The sequence below is a fragment of the Halorussus gelatinilyticus genome (assembly GCF_023238445.1).
GTDB lineage: Archaea > Halobacteriota > Halobacteria > Halobacteriales > Haladaptataceae > Halorussus > Halorussus gelatinilyticus.
Window position 1 is genome coordinate 1,602,876 of the sequence record NZ_CP096658.1, and the last position, 19,691, is coordinate 1,622,566.

The following is a 19,691-nucleotide window of genomic DNA, read 5'->3' on the forward strand; positions in this document are numbered from 1 at the left end:
GACGCGAACGAGGAGCTATGGCCTCGCCCGTCTCGCTCCATTTCAGCGACTTCGCCGACGAGCGCGGGCGAGTGGACTACTACTGGTCGCGCCTGCGGTCGCTCGACGTGCCGGTCCCCGAGACGACGTTCGTGACGCTCGAAGCGACCGACGACGGCTACCGGTGGGACACCGACGAGATTCTGGCGTTCATGGCCGACCGCGACCTCCACCGTGCGTTCGTCCGGACGCAGTACAAGGCCGCGACGGTCCGACTGCGGGAGGGGTCGTTCGTGTCCCGGCCGGACGCCGACGCCGTGGACCGGACCGTCGCGTCGCTGCTGAACCAGAACGACGAGCAGGGCTGGCCCCACGGCGACGGTCTCGTCGTCCGGGAGTGGTTGGACCTCGATTTCTGCCGGTTTCCGAGCCACTCGTGTCACCCGTCGGTCCGGTTCTTCGTGGACGACGGCGAGGTAATCGGTCGGACGCCGTGTCGCCCCGACGCCTCGGAGATGGTCTGTGCGGGCGGCTACGAGTACGTCGAACCGGTTCTCGACGCGACGTCGTTCGAGACGCCGCGTCGGTACGCCGACCGAATCGCCGCCGAGTTCTCGGAGGCGACGTGGGGCGTCGATTTCGTCCTCGACACGCGCGGCGACTGGTACTGCGCGGAGTTCAACTTCAACAGCGTCTACTGGAACCGGCCGGAGGAGCGATGGTGGGACATGTGCGGACAGGGCGACTTCGAACCTCTCGGTCCGACCGAACTCCACTCCGCCGCGCTGTGGGGCGTCCGGCCCGCGTCGGCCGACGAGGAGCGCGACCGCTGGTGGTGACTGAGAGTCGTTCAGGGCCGTGGCGGTAGAAACAGCGGCGTTCGCATCGACGTTCGAGAGCTATCCGAGGAGGTACGCCAGCACGGGGTAGCGTTCCACCAGCGTTTCGCCGCCGAGGTCGTACTGCTCGATGATAGCGTCCAGTCCGAGGATGCGGCCCGCGCCGAACGCCGCGACCGAGAGGAAGACGAGCATGTACGCGAAATCCCCGTTGATGACGCCGTGGGCGACGTCCCAGTTGCCGAAGTAGAACATCAGCATCATGAGCGCACCGAAGAACGCCGCGAGGCGGGTCAGCGCGCCGACCAGCAGGCCGAGACCGATGAACAGTTCGCCCCACGGGACCGCGACGTTGGCGAACTCCACGAACCACGGCGTCGAACCCATCCACGCGAACAGGTCCGCGAGCGGGTTGCCGTTGGTCGCCGCGACGTTGGCGAGGTAGCCGCCAGCGGCGAACGGTTCGGCGGCGGTGAGCTTCGTGAATCCGGAGTACGCGAAGGCGTAGCCCATCATCAGGCGGAGCGAGAGAACGAACCACGCGCTCAGGCTGTGGGCCTTCCCGTGGACGGTGTAACCGCCGATAGTGCTCTCGAAGGTGTTGCTAGATTCCGGTGTCGTGGCGTTTGTAGTCATGATACTGAGGAATACTCCTACTCACAAGGACGCGCAGTAAGTACTTATAATTACTGAGATAAAGTGTATCAATCATCAGCATAAGTTATGCATCGGTTCGGGCGTGCCGAACCGAGACATTGTCGCCGAGGACGGTCGGTTCTCGCGGCGAATAGCCAATCGGCAGTTCTTGTCGCGCGTACGGAACTTTTAGTCGCGCTCCTGCGAACGGTGACACGTGTCCGGCCCGAGATTCCTCGACGGTGACCGCGTCACGTTGCACGTTCCGACGGAGGACGACGTCGCGTTCCTCCTCGAAAACGAGAACGACCCCGCAGTGCGCCGCACCCGGAGCGCCAGTTCGCCGACGGGTCCCGAGGAGGTCCGGCGGTGCCTCGGCGGTACGCTGGGCCGTTCCGACGACACGCTCGCGCTGGTGACGCGCGTCGGCGGCGACCGCGTCGGTCTCGTCTACCTCATCCGCGAGAAGCCGAACGACGACGTGTACGGGCGGGCCGAACTCGCCTACTGGGTCGCACCCGGCGCGCAGGGCAACGGCTACGCCACCGACGCGGCGCGGACGGTCGTCGAGCACGGCTTCGACCGCCTCGGCTTCACAAGGTCACCGCGAAGGCGTTCGCCGACAACGAGGCCTCGAAGCGCGTCTTGGAGAAGGTCGGGTTCACGGAGGAGGGCGTCTTCCGCGACGAGGCGTTCGTGGACGACGAGTACCGGGACGTCGTTCGGTACGGACTGCTGGCCGACGCGTACCGTTCCGGCGGACTAGCCTAGCCGACGATAGGTTCCTGTTCGGACTCGCGGCCCGCCTCGGTTGCCGACCGCCTACTCGCCGTCTCGATACACCTCCCCTCGCGGTTCGTACTCGATGGTCGTCGCCACGTCGTCGGCCACCTCGTCGCCGCAGAGCCGCGCGACCAGATGCAACGCCAAGTCGAGTCCGGAAGTCACGCCGCCCGCGGTCAGCACCTCGCCGTCGTCTACCACGCGGGCGTCCACGACCTCGGCGTCGGTCGCTTCGAGGTCGTCGAGCGCGCTCGCGTGCGTGACCGCGGGCCGACCGTCCAGCACCCCGGCCTCGGCCAGCAACATCCCGCCGGTACAGACCGCGGCGAGTTCGACGCCGCGCTCGCGGAGGTCCGCGAGTTCGCGGGGCAGATCGCCCCGTTGGGTCTCGGCCCACGCGCTCTCGTCCGCGCGGTCGTTCCACCCGCCGCCGGGCACGACCACGAGGTCCGGGTCGGCGTCGGCGAGGCGACCGTCCACCTCGACCCGGAGACCGTGGCTTGCGGTCACGGACTCCGCGGCGTCGAGCGTGCGCAGGCTCACGTCGATGTCACAGCCCCGAGCGGCCGCGTTCGAGAACACCTCGTAGGGCGCGACCGCGTCCAGTTCGTCGAAGCCGTCGTAGACTACCACCGCGATTTCGGCTGCCATGTCGGACGCTCACGGCGAGCGAGCAAAAGCGTGTCCTCGCGGGTCGTCGGCGTTCGGCGTCCGAACGCCGACTTCCGGGAAAGTCGAGTGGACCCGGAGTACGGCGGGTTCCGCTGCACGCTCGCGGAGACCGACCTCCTCCTGCTCAGCGCCACGGGGACCGAGCGAACTGGACGTTCGAGATTCGAGGCGACGACCGCGCCGACGTGGCCGCCTTCGAGGAGCTGTGCCGAGACCGAGGTATCGACCTTCGGTTGACTTCGATCCACGCGCTCACGCCGATTAGACGGCGACGACTGTCCGTCTCCCGAGGCGACGATAGACTCCGAAACCGGCCGCCGGGAGCGACCGCGCTGTCGGCTGGCAATCACAATGCTGTTAAACCACCCTTCCGTAGCCCCACGCATGGTAGACGTACTGGGTCTGGGACTCGGGCTGACGCTCGTCCTCATCGTGGTGGCTCTCCACTACTCGGAGGGTACCGAGTGGCGAACCCCCGACGACATCTCTCAGGAGGTACTCGAACGCCGGGCCGAGACCGTGCCGGAGACCGACTTCCCCGAGCCGATGAACCGCTCCATCGGCGGCGGTGGCGGTGCGGTCGCGGTCGGCGGCGGTGCCGAAGGCGAACTCGAAGGCGACGACGAGGAGGACGCGGGCTTCGACCCCGCCGCCATCTCCGACGACGAGGTCGAGTACTTCGACGTGGAGTACGTCAACGAGGGCGAGACCATCGAAGTGGCCAACAACGAGACGCTCCTCGAAGCCGGCGAGGAGGAGGACTGGGACCTGCCCTACGCGTGTCGGCAGGGTCAGTGTCTCTCGTGCGGTGGCAAGGTGCAGGACGGCGACGCGCACGACTACGTCCGCCACAGCAACAACGAGACGCTCGGCGAGGACGAGGTCGAGAAGGGGTACGTCCTGACGTGTACCGCCTACCCGACCGACGACTTCACGCTCGAAACTAACGAGACGCCCTGAGACGCACGGCCGTTCGACGGGCCGTTCCGGACCGACGTAGAGATTCTCTTTTCTCCGCGCCGTCGTACAATTTCAACCCGAAGCATTGAAATCCTAAGAAGTACTGGAATCGGACAGTGGCATCGAAATCCGACGATCTCACTGAGGGCGGGTTGGCACGCCCCCTCTTTCATCTGGCGTGGCCCATCGTCGTCACCCAGTTGCTCCAGGTCGCCTACAACGTCGGCGACGCCTTCTGGTTGGGCCGCTACTCCGCGAACGCGGTCGGCGCGATCAGCCTCGCCTTCCCTCTGATATACTTCCTCATCGCGTTCGGCGGCGGGTTCAACGTCGCGGGAAGCACGCTGGTCGCCCAGTACATGGGCGCCGACAGCGACGGCTCGGCCGGCAAGGTCGCGGGCCAGACGCTCGGCTTCGTCGTCCTCGTCGGGGTGATTCTGAGCGCCGTGGGTCACTTCGGCTCCGGGCCGATGCTGTCGCTGTTCCCGAGCGACGCCGCCACCGCCACGTCGGTCGTCCCGCTGGCCGAGCAGTACATGGAGATATTCTTCCTCGGACTCCCCTTCATGTTCGGCTTTCTGGCGTTCTCGGCGCTCCTACGCGGATACGGCGACACCCGGACGCCGATGCGGGTCATGGCGGTCACGGTCGTCCTCAACGTCGTGTTGGACCCCTTGCTGATATTCGGCGTCGGTCCGGTCCCGGCGCTGGGTATCGAGACCGCCCTCGTCCCGGAGATGGGCATCGAGGGCGCGGCGCTCGCCACGCTCCTCGCCCGCGTGGTCGGCGGTCTCGTCGGCGTCTACGTGCTGTTCTTCACGAACACCGGGCCGGACGTCCGTCTCGACCACCTCGCGCCGGACTTCGACTACGTCAGGGACATCGTGCGCATCGGGATTCCCTCGGCGCTCGAACAGTCGGCGGGCGCGCTGGCGATGGTGATGCTCACGGTGATGATCGTCACCTTCGAGCCGTCGGTCATCGCAGCGTACGGTCTCGGCAACCGACTCATCTCGCTGGTGTTCCTCCCCGCGGTCGGTCTCGGCAAGGCGACCAACACCGTCGTCGGCCAGAACCTCGGCGCTGGGAACGCCGAGCGCGCGGAACGTGCGGTTCGGCTCGCGGCGAGCGTCGGGGCGGGCGTGATGCTCGTGCTGGCGGTCGTCGCCGCGACGGTGCCCCAACCCATCGTCGAGGTGTTCATGGCGACCGGCACGGCCGAGGCCGCAGAGACGGTCGAGTACGCCGTGGAGTACCTCCGGATTCGGACGGTCGAGTTCGCCTTCATCGGCGTGTTCCAGGTGCTAGTCGGAGCGTTCCGCGGCGCGGGCAACACCAAAGTCGCCATGGTCATCTCGATGGTCACGCTCTGGGTCGTCCGCGTGCCCGCGGTCTACCTCCTCGCGTTCGAGACGACGCTCGGTCCGACCGGCATCTGGGTCGGCGTCGCCCTCGGCCACGTCGTCGGCGCTATCGCCGCCGCGGCGTGGTTCACCCGCGGGACGTGGAAGGACGCCGTCATCGACAGCGGCTCGGCGGAACCCGTGGCCGAGACTCCCGTCGCAGAGGACTGATTGCGGCTATCATAACCGTTAAACCCGCGTCCGGAGTACGAACGTGTGCGGGCGGCTAGTTCAGCGGACAGAACGCTTGGTTCCGGACCAAGAGGCCATGGGTTCAAATCCCATGCCGCCCGCTATTCTCCAACGCACACGATACTGACGACGGTGAGCGCGCTATCTTCCGTTTAGCCGTGCGACGAGCCCGAGCGACGCTATCTGAATCACAATTCAAACCGAAGTCGTTATCTGAAGACAGTTTCAAACAGCTATCGATGACAGAAGCTACGACCCGAATCCGTCGGCTCCTCACCGACGAACTCGGGGAATGCTGTGAGTCGGACGTGAAACAGCGACTCGACGAGTTGGAGTCGCTGGCGGACGCCGCGCTCGGGAGCGACGAGGTTCGGCCGGTCTTCGCCGTCCTCGGGAACGAGACGCGGTATCGCCTCGCTCGCGTCCTCGCCGCCGCCGAGGACGACCTCTGCGTCTGCGAACTCGAACCGCTGGTGGAGGTCAGCGAGAGCGCGGTGAGCCACGCCCTGTCGGACCTCGTGGACGCCGGCCTCGCCACTCGCCGTAAGGACGGCAACTGGCGCTACTACGCGTCCACGTCGCTCGCCGAGGAGTTGTTCGCGACCGCCGACCGGGAGGTGGCCGCGGAATGAGCGACGACCTCGGCGTCCTCGACAGATACCTGACGGTCTGGATCGGTCTCGCGATGGTCGTCGGCGTCGCGCTCGGCCGCTTCGTGCCCGGCGTCGCGGACGTACTCAACTCGGTCACGTGGCACGGGACGAGTCTGCCAATCGCGCTGGGGCTGTTCGTGATGATCTTCCCCATCATGGCCGAGATCGACTACGGTCGCATCCCCCGGGTCACGCGCACGGCCCGGAAGGAGATCGGTCTGACGCTCGCGTTCAACTGGCTGGTCGCGCCGTTCCTCATGTACGGACTCGCGGTGTTCTTCCTCGGGGGCCACCCCGAGTTCGTGACCGGTCTCGTCATCGTGGGCATCGCGCCCTGCATCGCCATGGTGCTGGTCTGGAACGAACTCGCGGCCGGGAACCAAGAGATGTGCGCGGTCTGCGTCGGCGTCAACAGCCTCCTGCAAATCGCGCTGTTCGTCCCCTACGCGTTCCTGTTCCTGACCGTCCTCCGGGGGACGGCGGTGGACGTCTCGATGGGGCTCGTCGCCCAGATGGTTCTCGTGTTCCTCGGGCTTCCGCTCGCGCTCGGCTACCTCGCCCAACGGGTCGCGTTCCGGACCATCGGCCGCGAGGCGTACTACGGCCGGGTCGTCCCGCGAATCGGTCCGTTCGGCCTGCTCGGACTGCTGTTCACGGTCGTCGTGATGTTCGCGCTCAAGGGCGACTACATCGTCTCGAACCCCGGCGAAATCGTCCTCATCGCGGTTCCGCTGTTCGTCTTCTTCGCGGGCCTGTGGGCCGTCGCGTACGGCGTCAGCGCGTTCGTCGGGTTCGACTACGCCGAGAGCGTGAGCGTGGCGTTCACCGCGGCCTCGAACAACTTCGAACTCGCCATCGCGGTCGCCGTCGCCGTCTTCGGTATCGAGAGCAACGTCGCGCTCGCCACCGTCGTCGGCCCGCTCATCGAAGTGCCCGTCATGCTCGCGCTGGTCCGGGTCGCGCTCGCGACGAGAGACTCCCTGTTCGCGGACGCCGCGGGCACGTCGGGGCCGGCGTACTCCGACTGACGCCCCCGCCCACCGCGACGACTGCGCCGACCGCGTCGAGCGCCGTCCGATTCGCCGGAGGCGATAGTTCTTACTCGCTCGCCCGAGAGGGACCGACAGATGACCGCGACAGTTCGACTCCGCCGCGCCCTCGAAAAGTGCGAGACCGAACGGGCACCCGATCCGCGCCTGACGGTCTTCGACGTGACGCCCGAGCGAACCGACGACGCGATTCTGCTCTCGGGCACCGTCCTGACCGACCACCTGAAAGCGAGAGCGGTCGAGGCCGTCGAAGCGGTCGCCGACGCGCCCGTCGCCGCGACAGACGTGACCGTCCTCGACGCCGAGGCCCGCCGGCGGACAATCACCGCGCCGGTCGCGCCGATCCGCGGGGCGCCGGCCGACGACGCCGAGCAGGTGACGCAGGTACTCTACGGCGCGGCCGTCGAGGCGTTCGACGCCGACGGCGACTGGCGTCGGGTCCGGACGCCCGACGGCTACGTCGCGTGGGTCGAACGCGCCGCGCTCGCGGAGTCGGTCGGAATCGACGCCGACGCGGTGGTGTCGGCCGGGGTCGTCCGCGACCTCGCCGGCGGTGAGGTCGCGGGCTCGTCCGAGACCGCCCCCGCCGACGAGTCCGACGTCCCAGAAACGCTCTACGCGGGCACCGAGTGCCGGATTCTGGACGAGGACGCGGATGGAGAGCGGTCGGCCGGAAGTCGGTCGGACGGAGGACGGTCGGCCAGCGAGTCGGAATCCGCCGCGGCGGACTCCGACGGGCGCGTCCGGGTCCGGTTCCGGACCGGCGCGGAGCGAACCCTGCCGGCCGACACCGTGGCTCGGACTCCGGCCGAACCGACCCGCGAGGGCGTGGTCGCGGCGGCCCGGAGCTACCTCGGCACCGAGTACGTCTGGGGCGGCATGACGGTCGAGGGCATCGACTGCTCCGGACTAACGTGGACGGCGTACCACCGAAACGGCGTCTCGCTCCCCCGCGACGCCGACCTCCAGCGTCGAATCGGCGAGGAGGTGGCCCGCGAGGAGGTCGCGGGCGACGAACTCGCGCCGGGCGACCTGCTATTCTTCCCCGGCCACGTCGCGCTGAGTCTCGGCGGAGCGGAGTTCGTCCACGCCTACGGCGACGCGAACGAGGTCGTCGTGGACAGCCTCGACCCCGACGCCGAGAACTACAACGCGCAACTGGACGAGGACTTCGAGTTGGCGACGCGACCGCTCTGAGCTAGCGACGCGACCGCGCCGAAAACTATCCGAGGGAAGCGCCGACCCATACATGCGTGGGGGTCCAATTTTACCGTTCCACGCGTCACGGACAGGCATGGATTTACGGAGTGCGTTCGACCCGCCGGTCCCGACCGTCGTCCTCGCGGAGGGCGAGTTCGGGCGTCCCGGCGGCAAGACCGCGAACGGCGTCGTCAGCCACAGCGAACTGTTCGAGACGCGGGCGGTCGTGGACTCGACTCGCGCGGGCCGGACGGTCGGCGAGGTCCTCGACCACCCCGGCCGCTCGGACGTGCCGGTCGTCTCGTCGGTCGAGGAGGCCCTGAGCGTCGCGCCCGAGACCGAGGCGCTGGTCGTCGGCGTCGCGCCCGCGGGCGGCGACCTGCCGAACGCGTGGAAGGCCGACATCCGCGACGCCATCCGAGCGGGCTGCGACGTGGTGTCGGGACTCCACGTCTTCCTCGGCGAGCGCGAGGAGTGGCGCGAGTTGGCCGACGACGCGGGCGTCCGCCTGTTCGACGTGCGCAAGCCGCCCGAAGAGGACGACCTCCGGGTCGGCGACGGGCGGGTGGACGACGCGGACGCGACGGTCGTCCTCACGCTCGGCACGGACTGCGCGGTCGGCAAGCGGACGACGACCTTCGAACTCTACCGGGCCGCCAAGGAAGCGGGTCTCGACGCGGGGTGGGTCGCGACCGGGCAAACGGGAATCATGGTGGGCGCGCACCGCGGCGTCGTCGTGGACCGCGTGCCCGCCGACTTCACCGCCGGCGTCGTGGAGGACTTGGTCTGCGGGGTCGCCGAGGACCACGAGGTGGTCTTCGTGGAGGGACAGGCCGCGCTCTCACACCGGGCGTACTCGGGCGTGACGCTCTCGTTGCTCCACGGCGCGAACCCCGACGCCGTCGTGCTGGCCCACGACCCCGACCGCGAGACTCGGACCCACTTCGACCGGTTCTCGGTCGGCTCTGCCGCGGCCGAAATCGACCTGATAGAGTCGCTCGCCGACACCGAGGTCGCGGCCGTCTCGACGTGGGGCGACCCCGACGAGAGCGACCTCGGGCGACCCGCGGCGAACGTCTACCACGAGGGCGGCCCGGAGCGACTCTTGGAGGCGGTCAGGGAGGCGACCGACTCGTGACCGACGACGCGAGCGTCGGCGACGCCGGACGCGAGGCGAACGCCGAAATTCCGGTCGCCGAGGTCCGAGCCGACCCGCTGAACCTCGAACTCGACGCGCCCTTCGAAATCGCGCTCGGCACGCGCCACGAGGCACGGAACCTCCTCGTGGAAGTCGAGACCGAGGCGGGCGTCGTCGGCTACGGCGAGGGGTCGCCCCTGCCGCCCGTGACCGGCGAGACGCAGGGTGCCGCGGTCGAAGTCGCGCGGGCGGCCGCCGACCTGCTCGCGGGCCGGGACCTCGCCGACTACCGCGCCGTCTGTGAGGACCTCCGGGCGGCGTTTCCCGGCGCGAACTCGGCGCTGTTCGCGCTCGAAACCGCGGTGCTGGACGCCTACTGTCGGAGCAGGGGGCTCGCGCTCTCGGAACTGTTCGGCGGGTCGCCCGGTTCCGTCGAGACCGACCTGACGATTCCCATCGTGGCGGCCGAGGAAGCCCGCGAGCGGGCTTCCTCGGCCGCGGGCGACGGCGGCGCGGGATTCTCGCACCTCAAGATCAAGACCGGCGACGAGGTGGAGGCGGCGGTCGAGCGCGTGGCGGCCGCCCGCGAGGGCGCGCCCGACGCCGAACTCAAGGTGGACGCGAATCAGGGCTGGACGCCCGAGGAGACGCTCCGGTTCCTCCGGCGACTCGGGGAGCGCGGCGTCGAGTTGGCACTGCTCGAACAGCCCGTCCACCGCGAGGACCTCGCGGGGTTGGCGCGGGTCCGGGACCGCGCGCGAGTCCCGGTCGCGGCCGACGAAGCGGTCTTCTCGCCCGAGGACGCGCTGGCGGTCGTCCGAGCGGACGCCGCGGACGCGCTGAACGTGAAGTTGGGCAAGTCCGGCCCGATGGCGGCCGCCGACATCGCGGCCATCGCCGAGGCCGCGAATCTGGAGTTGATGGTCGGCTGCATGCTCGAAAGCGCGCTCGGCATCCGGGCGAGCGCCCACGTCGTGGCGGGACTCGGATCGTTCGACTACGTGGACCTCGACGGCAACCGCCTGCTCGCCGAGGACGTGGTGGATTCGGGAGCGAGTTCGGGTCCCGAAATCGAGATTACCGGGCCGGGTCACGGCGTCGTTCCCGAGACCGAGCGATGAGGGCTTCGAGTAACGCGAACGGAACACTGATTACTACTGTCCACTGTCACCATTACTCATGAGCGTAACACGCATCTCGGACGCCGACGACGGCGTGTCGTACAAGCAGGTCGAACTCGACCTCTGGCACCCCAACTGCTGGACGCTGGAAGTGACCGACGACCACCCGAGCACCCACGTCATCGAAAAGTCGCTGTACCCGACCGACGACCAGATAAAGGGCGACTTCCTGCTCGTCGCGGACGGCGAGACGAGCATCGAGACGTTCGTCGAGGCCATCGACGACCACCGGGTCGTCGGCGAAGTCGCGGTCCTCAAGCAGTCCGACGAACGCGCTCGCGTCGTCGTCAACTACGAGCGCACGAGCAGCATCGTCCCCGACATCGTGAACTCCGAGTTCATGCCGGTCGACCCCGTCCACATCACCGAGGGCACCGAACACTGGACCGTGCTGGTCAGGGCGGACAGACTCGGTGACGTGGTCGAAGCGATGCAGGCGGAGTACGACGTGGACGTGAGTTCGATTCGGGAGGCCGACTCGAAGGAGAGCGTCGAGTTCGCCGACTTCGTGGACCAGGTCGAGGACCGCCTCTCGGCCCGCCAGACCGAGAGCCTGCTGAACGCCCGGCGCATCGGCTACTACAACTGGCCCCGCGACGTGTCGGCCGACGCCGTGGCCGACTGTCTGGAGGTGAGCAAGCCGACCGTCCTCGAACACCTCCGGAAGGGCGAGCAGAAGGTGTTGAACCTCTGTCTGGACGAGTTGGAACGCCGGCAGGGTCGACCGCGATGAGCGGCGATGCGGACGCGACGGCCGGGGAATCGCCATCCGACGACGCCGACGAATCGCCACTCGATGCCGAGAAATCGCCACCCGACGACGCCGACCTCGAAATCGCGGACGTTCTCGACGTGGACTACCCGAGCGCGCCCGAATGGTCGGCCGACGGCGCGTTTCTGGCGACGCTGGTCTACGAGGACGACGGGAACGCCCTCCGAATCGTCGCGCCCGGCGAGTCGGCCGCGTCGTCGGACGCGGCCGACTCGTCCGACGCCGGAATCAGTGGCCACGTCACCGGATTCGCGTGGGCACCCGAGACCCGACCCACCGAGTTCGTCCTGACCACCGACGCGGGCGAGACCTACCGGGGCGACGCCGCCGACCGGTCGCTCCGACTCGTCGCCCGGTCGCCCGCGGGCGAGGCCCACCACGAGTGGTCGCCGTCGGGAGACCGACTCGCGTTCTACCGCGACGGGGCGGTCTGCGTCCGCGACGCCGACTCGGGCGCCGAGCGCCGCCTCGACCTGCCGGGCCACGAGACGTTCCTGCCGAGCGAGCGCATGCTGGCGTGGGACGACGCGGGCGAGCGCCTCGCCTTCTCGTTCACCGACCGCGAGTCCCGACAGGTCGGCGTCGCGGACGCCGAGTCGGGCGACCTGCTGTGGCGGACCGACGCGCCGGCGTCGTGCGCGAATCCGGCGTGGCTCGCGGACGGCCGGGTCGTCTTCGAGCGCGTCGTGGCGAGCAGGACCGTCCGGTCGGTGGTCGCCGCCGACCCCGAGACCGGCGCGGAGACCGAACTGGTCCGCGACGAGGACGAGCGCGGCACCGTCTCGTCGGGCGCGCCGACCGTCTCGCCCGACGGGACCCGACTCGCCGTCGCGCTCCCGCTCGACGGGTGGGAACACGTCTTCGTCCTCGACTGCGAGACCGGCGAGCGTCGGCAACTGACCGCGGGCGAGTTCGAGGACAAGGGCCTCGCCGGGTCCTCGCCCCGGTGGGTGGACGGCGAGACGCTGGCGTTCGCGTCGAACCGCCGGAACCTCGGCGAGCGACAGCTCTTCGCGGTCGATGTCGAAACGGAGGCGGTCCGCCCGCTGGTCGAGTCGCGGGGGACGAACGTCCACCCGGACCCCTCGCCCGCGGGCGACCGACTGGCGTACGTCCACGCCGACGCCGACGTCTCGCCCGAGGTCAGGGTGCAGTCGCTCGGCTCCGACGAACCGCCGACCCGCGTGACGCGCTCGACGGTCGAGGACTGGCCGGTCTCGGCGCTCGCACCCGAAGAAGTCAGTTTCGAGAGCGCGGACGGCCGCGAGATTCGGGGCTACCTCTTCGACCCGCGCGAGACCGAGGCGGTCGAGGCGGAAGCGGACGAGGGTGAGGCGGAAACGGGCGACGCGGCGGACCTCCCCGCCGTGGTCTGGGTTCACGGCGGCCCGATGCGCCAGATGCGCGACGGCTGGCACCCCTCGCGGTCGTACGGTCTCGCCTACGCCTTCCACCAGTACCTCGCCCGGCGGGGCTACGTCGGCCTGCTGGTCAACTACCGCGGCGGCATCGGCTACGGCCGGGAGTTCCGCCAGTCGCTGACCGAGGGGTACGGCCGCGACGAGATGGCCGACGTGGTGGCGGGAGCCGAGTTCCTCCGGAAGCGCGAGTTCACGTCGGGGCAGGTCGGCGTCTGGGGGCTGTCGTACGGCGGGTACGCGACGCTCCAGATTCTGGGCACCCACCCCGAGGCGTTCGACGTGGGCGTCAACCTCGCGGGGCTGGCGGACCTCGAACTCTACGAAGAGTGGGCGACCCAGACGAAGTTCCCCGCCGTCGAGTCCGCCCAGTCGCTGACTTTCGGCGGGAACCCGTGGGCGGCCGCCGACGAGTGGGCCGCGGCGAGTCCGAAGACCCACTTCGAGAACTACGAGGCACCGCTGTACAACTTCCACGGCACGGGCGACTCGTACGTCAACTTCGAGCAGTTGGACGCGGTAATCGAGGGGATGCTCGAACACGGCAACGAGTACGAAGCCGAGTACTACCCCGGCGAGAACCACGTCTTCGCCGAGCGCGCGACGTGGGAGCGCACCCTCCGGAAAATCGAGTCGGCGTTCGACGAGCATCTGAAGTGACCGGTGGCGCGGCAGACAAACACAGCGCTATTTCCGAGACAGACACAGAATTACTATAGAAATATTTATCGTTATATCGGGTCGGGCAACGGCCAATCGACTCCCCGCGAACGCTCGGCCGAGAACCCGCCGTGGGTGGATGAAGGGGCCGCCCGCTCGCGGGCCAACGGCCCGTGGTCGTCTGGCCGACCCCTATCCGGAACGACCGAAGGGAGCGGAGGATATGTCGGCCAGCGACCGCGAGCGGGCGGGGGCTTCGGGAGCGTTCTTCATTGCGTCTTCCGCGGTCGTTTCCAGAAAAACAGCGACTCGAATGTCACAAACTCCGACTCACTTCAGCAGTCCACGAACGAACTCGTCTTGCCGACGCCGGGCCTCGTCCGCTTCGACCGTCAAGCCGCCGTACACGACCGAGAAGAACGCGTCCGGGTCGTCGTCACGGCGAACCACGCCCGAGAGCGCGCACGTCGCCGTCAGGGTCCCGGTCTTGGCGCGCAGACCGTCCGCGCCGTCCAAACGCGACGACAGGGTGCCCTCGCCCGGCGCGGGGAGCGAGTCGAAGAACGCGTCGGCCCACGGCGCGTCGTCGGCCCGCGCGAGCAGGCCGACCATCCCCCGCGCGGTGACGAGGTTGTAGCGCGACAGGCCCGACCCGTCGCGGAGGCGGCAGGCCGCCGCGCCGCACTCTTCGAGGAAGTCGGTGGCTATCGACTCCCACGCCGCCCACGACCCCTCGCCGTCGCACTCGGCGGCGACGGTCCGGGCGAGTTGCTCGGCGACGAAGTTGTCCGAGGGAACGTTCATCGACCGAAGCAGGTCGGCGACCGGCGCGGACTCGACGGCGCAGGCGAACGCCTCCTCCGCGTGAACGTCGTCCCGGTCGGTCGCGGTCGAATCGGCCGATTCGACCGCGCGAACCTCGCCTTCGACGCTCACGCCCGCGGATTCGAGCGCGTCCAGCAACGCGAGTCCGAAGTGGCGCTCGGGCCGGACGACCGGCGCGCGCTCGGTCCGGTCGGCCCCCGGCGGGAGCGCTCCCTCGACGCGAATCGTCCCTTCGTCGGGGTCGGTGACGACCCGCAGGTCGCCGTTCCCGTCGCTCGCGTCGGCCTCGCCGTCCTCGCTCTCGCCGCCCGCCTCGACCGCACGCAGGTCGGTCTCGACCGCTATCTCGGGCGAGTCGGGGACGACCGAGACCCGAAAGTTGCCCGACTCCTCGGGGTCCGAAATCCGAACCTCGACGGCGTTGCCGGCGAGTGCGAGCGCGGAACTCGGCGCGCCGTAGGCGTACCGCCGGTCGCCGACGGTCCACCCCGGTCCGTACCGGCCGCCGGAGAAGTGAGTCCCGTCGAGCAGGAGGTCGCCGGCGACCGCGCCGACCTCCGCGGCCACCGCGTCGGCGAGCGCGCGCAGGTCCTCACCGTCGAGGTCCGGCGCGCCAGACCCGCGGACGAGGAGGTCGCCCGCGAGTCGGTTGCCCTCCCTCTCGCCGCGCCCCTCGACGCGCGTCTCGAAGGCGTAGCCGGGTCCCAACGCTTCGAGCGCGAGCGCCGACGTGACGAGTTTCGTGTTCGACGCCGGGGCGAGCGCCCGGTCGGGGTCGAGGCTGGCGAGGGCCTCGCCGCCACCGTCGTCGCTGGCGAGTCCGTCGCCCGCGGCGACGGACTCGCCGTCCGCTCGCGCCACGGCCAGCACCCCGACGCTCGCGCCGTCGATGCCCGCGAGCGGCGCGGTCGGGTCGCTCACCACTCGAACGCCTCGCTGGCCTCGGCGTCCAAGTGGCACGCCGACCGGTGGTTCTCGCCGACGGATTCGAGCGGCGGCACCTTCGACTCGCAGCCCGACTCGTGGGGCGCGAGCGCACCGAGCGCGTCGTTCCAGTCGTCGCGGGCGACCGCTTCGGCGGCCTCCCGAATCGCGCGCTCGGCGTCCGGCGGAATCTCGCTCAGGCGGTCGAAGTGGGCCGCCACCAACTCGTCGGGCGAGCGGTCGGCGTCGAGGTCGCCGGTTTCCACGCCGTCGCGGAACGCGGCGAACTCCGCGTAGCTCTCGTCGGTGAACCCCTCCGGGACGATGAAAGCGGGACAGCGCGTGTGGAACTTACAGCCCGAGGGCGGGTCGGTCGGACTCGGCACGTCGCCCGCCAGTTCGGCGACGACGCCCGCCGTGTCGGGGTTCGGGTTCGGCACCGCGTCGAGGAGCGAGCGCGTGTAGGGGTGGTGCGGTTCGGTGAACAGGCGCTCGGTCGGCCCGGTCTCCACGAAGTCGCCGACGTACATCACCGACACGCGGTCGGCCATGTTGCGGATGACGCCGAGGTCGTGGGTGATGAACAGGTACGTCAGGCCGAACTCCTCCTGCAGGTCGTTCATCAGGCTAAGAATCTGGGCCTGCACGGACATGTCCAGCCCCGAGACCGGTTCGTCGGCGATGACGAGGTCCGGGTTGATGCTGAGCGCCCGCGCGAGGTTGATGCGCTGGCGCTGGCCGCCCGAGAATTCGTGGGGGTAGCGACCGTAGTAGTCGCCCTCCAGTCCGACCTGTTCGAGCAGTTCGACCGCGCGGTCCTTCCGGTCGGCCTTCGACCACCCCGCGGCCTCCAGCGGGTCGGCGATGATTTCGCCGACCTTCCGGCGCGGGTTCAGACTGCTCATCGGGTCCTGAAACACCATCTGGACGTTCTCGCGGAACCACTGCTCGTCCTCGCTCTCGAAGTCCGTCACGTCCCGGCCGTCGAACCGGATGGTCCCGCCGGTCGGTTCTTCGAGACCGACGACGGTCCGTGCGAGCGTGGACTTGCCGCACCCCGACTCGCCGACGACGCCCAGCGTCTCACCCGGATAGAGGTCGAAGCTCACGCCGTCCACGGCCTTGACGCTCGAATCGTCGAAGCGGAACGGGAGGCCGTCGCCCCCGCGGTCGAACTTCACGGAGTTGACGAATCCGGAGTTGACCGGGAAGTGCGTCTTCAGCCCCTCGACGCTCAGGAGGGGTTGGTCGGCGTCTTCCCGACGGCGCTCGACGGTCGAACTCATCGGTCACCTCCGAGTCCGCCGCCACCGGCGTCGCGGTCGTCGGCTCTCGGTCCGCCGTCCGTCCGGCCCCTTCCGCCGGTTCCACCGCTCCCTCCTCGTCCGCCGCCCGTCTCGTGGAGTCGCGGGTCGGACTTGCTCTCGTCGCCGTAGATCAGACAGGCAGCCTCGTGGTCGGGACCCACCTCGTAGTCGGCGGGTTCGACCTCGGCGCAGTCGGCGAACGCGGCCGGACACCGGGTCCGGTAGCGACACCCCGACGGCGGGTCGATGGCGCTCGGCATCGACCCCTCGATGGGGTCCAACTCGCCGACCTGCCGGTCGGCGGTCACCGTAGAGCGGAGCAGCGCCTGCGTGTAGGGGTGCTTGGGGTTGCGATACAACTCCTCGTAGGGCGCTTTCTCGGCGACTTCGCCGAGGTACATCACGGCCACCCGGTCGCACACCTCCCGGACGACCCCGAGGTCGTGGGTCACGTATATCATGCTCGTGTCGTACTCCGTCTGGATGTCGTTGAACAGGTCGAGAATCTGGGCCTGAATCGTCACGTCGAGCGCCGTCGTCGGCTCGTCGGCGATTATCAGGTCGGGTTCGCAGGACAGCGCCATGGCGATGATGGCGCGCTGTTGCATCCCGCCCGAGAACTCGTGGGGGTACTGGTCGGCGCGCTCGGCCGGGTCGGGGATGCCCACGTCGTCCAGCAGTTCGACCGTGCGGTCCCACGCCTCCTCGTCGGTCACGTCGTGGTGGTGTTCGATGATTTCGGAAATCTGGCTCCCGACCGTGAAGACGGGGTTTAGCGCCGACATCGGGTCTTGGAAGATGAACGAGATCTCCTTTCCCCGGACCTCGTTCCGGAGTTCGGTCTCCGAATAGTCGAGCAGCTCCTCGCCCTTGAACCGAATCGACCCGTCTACGATGTGGCCGGGCGGCCGAACTAATCCGAGGAGACTCTGGACCGCGACGGACTTGCCCGCGCCGCTCTCGCCGACCAGTCCGAGCGTCTCGCCCCGCTCGATTTCGAAGCTGATGCCGTCTACCGCCTGCACGATGCCCTCCTCGGTGTAGAAGTACGTCGTGAGGTCTTCGACTTCTAGTAGGGCCATCAGTCGTCACCTCCGCCTTGCGGGTCGGGACCCGGACCACCGTCGGTCGGGTCGCCGTCGATGGTCGGTTGCGCCGGGGCGTCGGGTTCGGTGGTGCCCGGCATCGGCAGGTCGTCCTCGTCGTAGGGTTGGCGGAGCGTCGTCTTGGGGTCCATCGCGTCGCGCAGGCCGTCGCCGAGCATGTTGAACCCCATCACGGTCAGGAATATCATCAGGCCGGGGAACGCCGCGACCCACGGCGCGATGAGCATCGCCTGCTGAGCGTCGTTCAGCATCCGGCCCCACGAGGCGGTCGGCGGTTGGACGCCGAACCCGAGGAACGACAGCGCGGCCGCGCCGATGATGACGCCGCCCATCGAGAGCGTCGCCTGCACCAGCACCGCCGCGAACCCGTTTGGCACGATCTCGCGAAGCAGAATCTTGTGGGTCGGCAGGCCCGCCGCGCGCGCCGCGTCGACGTACTCCTCTTCCCGAATCGAGAGGACCTCCGAGCGCATCACGCGGGCGTAGGCCGGGATGCCGATGACGCCGTAGGCCAGAAACAGGTTCCAGATGCTCGGGCCGAGAATCGCCATCAGGGTCATCGCCAGCACGAGACCCGGAATCGAGTACAGCACTTCCACGAGGCGCATCAGCAGGTCGTCGGTGTAGCCCCCGCTGTAGGCCGCGAACGACCCGACGAGGATGCCGCCGCCGAACGAGATGCCGACCGAGACGATGCCGATGGAGATGGCGATGCGGGTCCCGTAGATGATGCGGGCCAACACGTCGCGGCCGAACTGGTCGGTGCCCATCGGGTGTTCGAGCGACGGCGGCGCGAAGGCGTTTATCTGGTCGTGGGCGTGGGGGTCCGCGACCAGCGTCGTGATGATGGCCTTGTCGAGCAGGAGTTTGTCGATGGTCGAGACGATAGCCAGCACGACCAGCGTCCCGACGATGAGTCCGCCCGCGAGCGCGGTCGGACTGTGCCGCAGTTCCTTGAGTGTCGATACGACGCCGCTCTCGGTCTCGAAATCCGCACTGGAGACGGTGGTACTTTTCGAGCTCATGTCAATCGTACCTGATTCGGGGGTCGATGTAGGCGTACGCGAGGTCGGTCAGCAGGACGCCGGTCAGGAACAGGACGGCGAAGAAGATGTTCAAGCCGATGATGACGCCGTAGTCCTGATTTAGCAGGCCGTTGTAGCCCAGTCGCCCCATGCCGGGGATGGCGAAGATGGACTCCACGATGACGCTCCCGTCGAGCAGGAACGACAGTTGGAGTCCGATGATGGTCACGAGGGGCAACAGCGCGTTCCGGAAGGCGTGCCGAAGCAGGATGCGCCGCTCGGGAAGCCCGTAGGCGCGCGCCGTCTCGACGTAGTCCTTCGATAGCTCCTCGACCATCGACGAACGGGTCATCCGCATCAGCGTCGCGGTCTGTGCCGTGGCGAGCGTGATAATCGGCAGGACGAGGTGCTTGGCCGCGGCTACCGGGTCCTTCAACGGCGAGACGTACCCCGACGCCGGGAGCACGTTGAACTCGTAGGCGAACAGGAAGATGAGCATCAGCCCGAGCCAGAAGTTCGGGGTCGAGAGGCCGGCGAGTCCAACGAACCGCGAGACGTGGTCGCCCAACTCGTTGTGCTTGGCCGCCGAGTAGACGCCCAGCAGCAGGGCGGTCGGGAGCGCGATGACGTACGACAGGCCCATCAGCACGACCGTCGGTCCCATGCGTTCGAGCATGAGGCCGGTCACCGGGCGCTTGCGCATGAACGACTCGCCGAGGTCGAACTGCAGCAGTCGCCAGAGGTAGTCGAGGTACTGCTTCCAGAGCGGTTGGTCGAAGCCGTATCGCTTTATCAGTTCGTCCGCGAGGGCCTGACTCGGGTTCAGGCCCAGATATATCCGGACCGGGTTCCCCGGCAGGGCGTGGACCATCACGAACGTGAGGGTGAACACGCCTAGCAGGACCGGAATTATCTGAAGCGTGCGTCGAATCGTGTATCTGTACAAACTCATGCTTGGCGTGTCGTCCG

19 protein-coding genes and 1 tRNA gene are annotated in these 19,691 nt (G+C 68.5%); 13 read left to right on the top strand and 7 right to left on the bottom strand.

Annotated elements, in window-relative coordinates:
• Positions 1 to 17 precede the first annotated feature (17 nt).
• The gene (locus tag M0R88_RS08320) at positions 18 to 818 is read left to right on the top strand and encodes a hypothetical protein (RefSeq protein ID WP_248656474.1); all 801 of its coding nucleotides are present in this window, start codon (positions 18 to 20) and stop codon (positions 816 to 818) included.
• 60 nt (positions 819 to 878) lie between these two features.
• Here the strand turns inward: M0R88_RS08320 and M0R88_RS08325 are convergent, their stop codons facing one another.
• A complete protein-coding gene (locus M0R88_RS08325) occupies positions 879 to 1,454 on the bottom strand; it encodes a DoxX family protein (protein WP_248656475.1) in 576 nt (191 codons plus the stop codon).
• A gap of 217 nt (positions 1,455 to 1,671) precedes the next feature.
• Between M0R88_RS08325 and M0R88_RS08330 the strand changes: the two genes are divergently transcribed.
• Positions 1,672 to 2,220, top strand: a complete 549-nt coding sequence (locus tag M0R88_RS08330) for a GNAT family N-acetyltransferase (protein WP_248656476.1) — start codon at positions 1,672 to 1,674, stop codon at positions 2,218 to 2,220.
• A 56-nt stretch (positions 2,221 to 2,276) separates the two neighbouring features.
• Here M0R88_RS08330 and M0R88_RS08335 read toward each other — a convergent pair whose 3' ends face one another.
• Positions 2,277 to 2,888, bottom strand: a complete 612-nt coding sequence (locus M0R88_RS08335; protein ID WP_248656477.1) for a DJ-1/PfpI family protein — start codon at positions 2,886 to 2,888, stop codon at positions 2,277 to 2,279.
• A 30-nt stretch (positions 2,889 to 2,918) separates the two neighbouring features.
• Here M0R88_RS08335 and M0R88_RS08340 point away from each other — a divergent pair, with 30 nt between their 5' ends.
• From M0R88_RS08340 to M0R88_RS08390, 11 genes are all read left to right on the top strand, one after another.
• Positions 2,919 to 3,146, top strand: a complete 228-nt coding sequence (locus M0R88_RS08340) for a hypothetical protein (protein ID WP_248656478.1) — start codon at positions 2,919 to 2,921, stop codon at positions 3,144 to 3,146.
• A gap of 147 nt (positions 3,147 to 3,293) precedes the next feature.
• Positions 3,294 to 3,869 (top strand): 2Fe-2S iron-sulfur cluster-binding protein, encoded by a 576-nt coding sequence (locus M0R88_RS08345; RefSeq protein WP_248656479.1) that lies wholly within the window; start codon positions 3,294 to 3,296, stop codon positions 3,867 to 3,869.
• 116 nt (positions 3,870 to 3,985) lie between these two features.
• A complete protein-coding gene (locus M0R88_RS08350) occupies positions 3,986 to 5,443 on the top strand; it encodes an MATE family efflux transporter (protein WP_248656480.1) in 1,458 nt (485 codons plus the stop codon).
• Between the two features lie 49 nt (positions 5,444 to 5,492).
• Positions 5,493 to 5,565 (top strand) — tRNA-Arg (locus M0R88_RS08355).
• A 138-nt stretch (positions 5,566 to 5,703) separates the two neighbouring features.
• Positions 5,704 to 6,096, top strand: a complete 393-nt coding sequence (locus M0R88_RS08360) for an ArsR/SmtB family transcription factor (protein ID WP_248656481.1) — start codon at positions 5,704 to 5,706, stop codon at positions 6,094 to 6,096.
• Positions 6,093 to 7,145: an ACR3 family arsenite efflux transporter gene (gene arsB / locus M0R88_RS08365; RefSeq protein ID WP_248656482.1), complete on the top strand. Its 1,053-nt coding sequence runs from the start codon at positions 6,093 to 6,095 to the stop codon at positions 7,143 to 7,145. Before M0R88_RS08360 ends, arsB begins: the two co-directional genes overlap by 4 nt.
• Positions 7,146 to 7,244: 99 nt before the next feature.
• A complete protein-coding gene (locus M0R88_RS08370) occupies positions 7,245 to 8,363 on the top strand; it encodes a C40 family peptidase (RefSeq protein WP_248656483.1) in 1,119 nt (372 codons plus the stop codon).
• A gap of 97 nt (positions 8,364 to 8,460) precedes the next feature.
• On the top strand, positions 8,461 to 9,504 hold the full coding sequence (locus M0R88_RS08375) for an N-acetyltransferase DgcN family protein (protein ID WP_248656484.1): 1,044 nt from the start codon (positions 8,461 to 8,463) through the stop codon (positions 9,502 to 9,504).
• Positions 9,505 to 9,551: 47 nt separating this feature from the next.
• Positions 9,552 to 10,625, top strand: coding sequence for a dipeptide epimerase (locus M0R88_RS08380; RefSeq protein ID WP_368409380.1), 1,074 nt, complete (start codon positions 9,552 to 9,554; stop codon positions 10,623 to 10,625).
• 58 nt (positions 10,626 to 10,683) lie between these two features.
• Positions 10,684 to 11,418, top strand: a complete 735-nt coding sequence (locus tag M0R88_RS08385) for a helix-turn-helix domain-containing protein (RefSeq protein ID WP_248656486.1) — start codon at positions 10,684 to 10,686, stop codon at positions 11,416 to 11,418.
• Entirely contained in the window at positions 11,415 to 13,535 is a 2,121-nt protein-coding gene (locus tag M0R88_RS08390; RefSeq protein ID WP_248656487.1) for a S9 family peptidase, read from the top strand. Before M0R88_RS08385 ends, M0R88_RS08390 begins: the two co-directional genes overlap by 4 nt.
• Positions 13,536 to 13,865: 330 nt before the next feature.
• On the opposite strand, the gene dacB is transcribed toward M0R88_RS08390, so the two are convergent.
• From dacB to M0R88_RS08415, 5 genes are read right to left on the bottom strand one after another with little or no spacing between them, the layout of a single operon-like run.
• A complete protein-coding gene (dacB, locus tag M0R88_RS08395; protein WP_248656488.1) occupies positions 13,866 to 15,281 on the bottom strand; it encodes a D-alanyl-D-alanine carboxypeptidase/D-alanyl-D-alanine endopeptidase in 1,416 nt (471 codons plus the stop codon).
• The gene (locus M0R88_RS08400) at positions 15,278 to 16,570 is read right to left on the bottom strand and encodes an ABC transporter ATP-binding protein (protein ID WP_248656489.1); all 1,293 of its coding nucleotides are present in this window, start codon (positions 16,568 to 16,570) and stop codon (positions 15,278 to 15,280) included. The genes dacB and M0R88_RS08400 overlap by 4 nt, the downstream gene beginning before the upstream one ends.
• A complete protein-coding gene (locus M0R88_RS08405; RefSeq protein WP_248656490.1) occupies positions 16,567 to 17,673 on the bottom strand; it encodes an ABC transporter ATP-binding protein in 1,107 nt (368 codons plus the stop codon). The genes M0R88_RS08400 and M0R88_RS08405 overlap by 4 nt, the downstream gene beginning before the upstream one ends.
• Positions 17,673 to 18,722 (bottom strand): ABC transporter permease, encoded by a 1,050-nt coding sequence (locus tag M0R88_RS08410; RefSeq protein ID WP_248656491.1) that lies wholly within the window; start codon positions 18,720 to 18,722, stop codon positions 17,673 to 17,675. Before M0R88_RS08410 ends, M0R88_RS08405 begins: the two co-directional genes overlap by 1 nt.
• Before the next feature lies 1 nt (position 18,723).
• Positions 18,724 to 19,674: an ABC transporter permease gene (locus M0R88_RS08415; RefSeq protein ID WP_248656492.1), complete on the bottom strand. Its 951-nt coding sequence runs from the start codon at positions 19,672 to 19,674 to the stop codon at positions 18,724 to 18,726.
• Between the last annotated feature and the right edge of the window lie 17 nt (positions 19,675 to 19,691).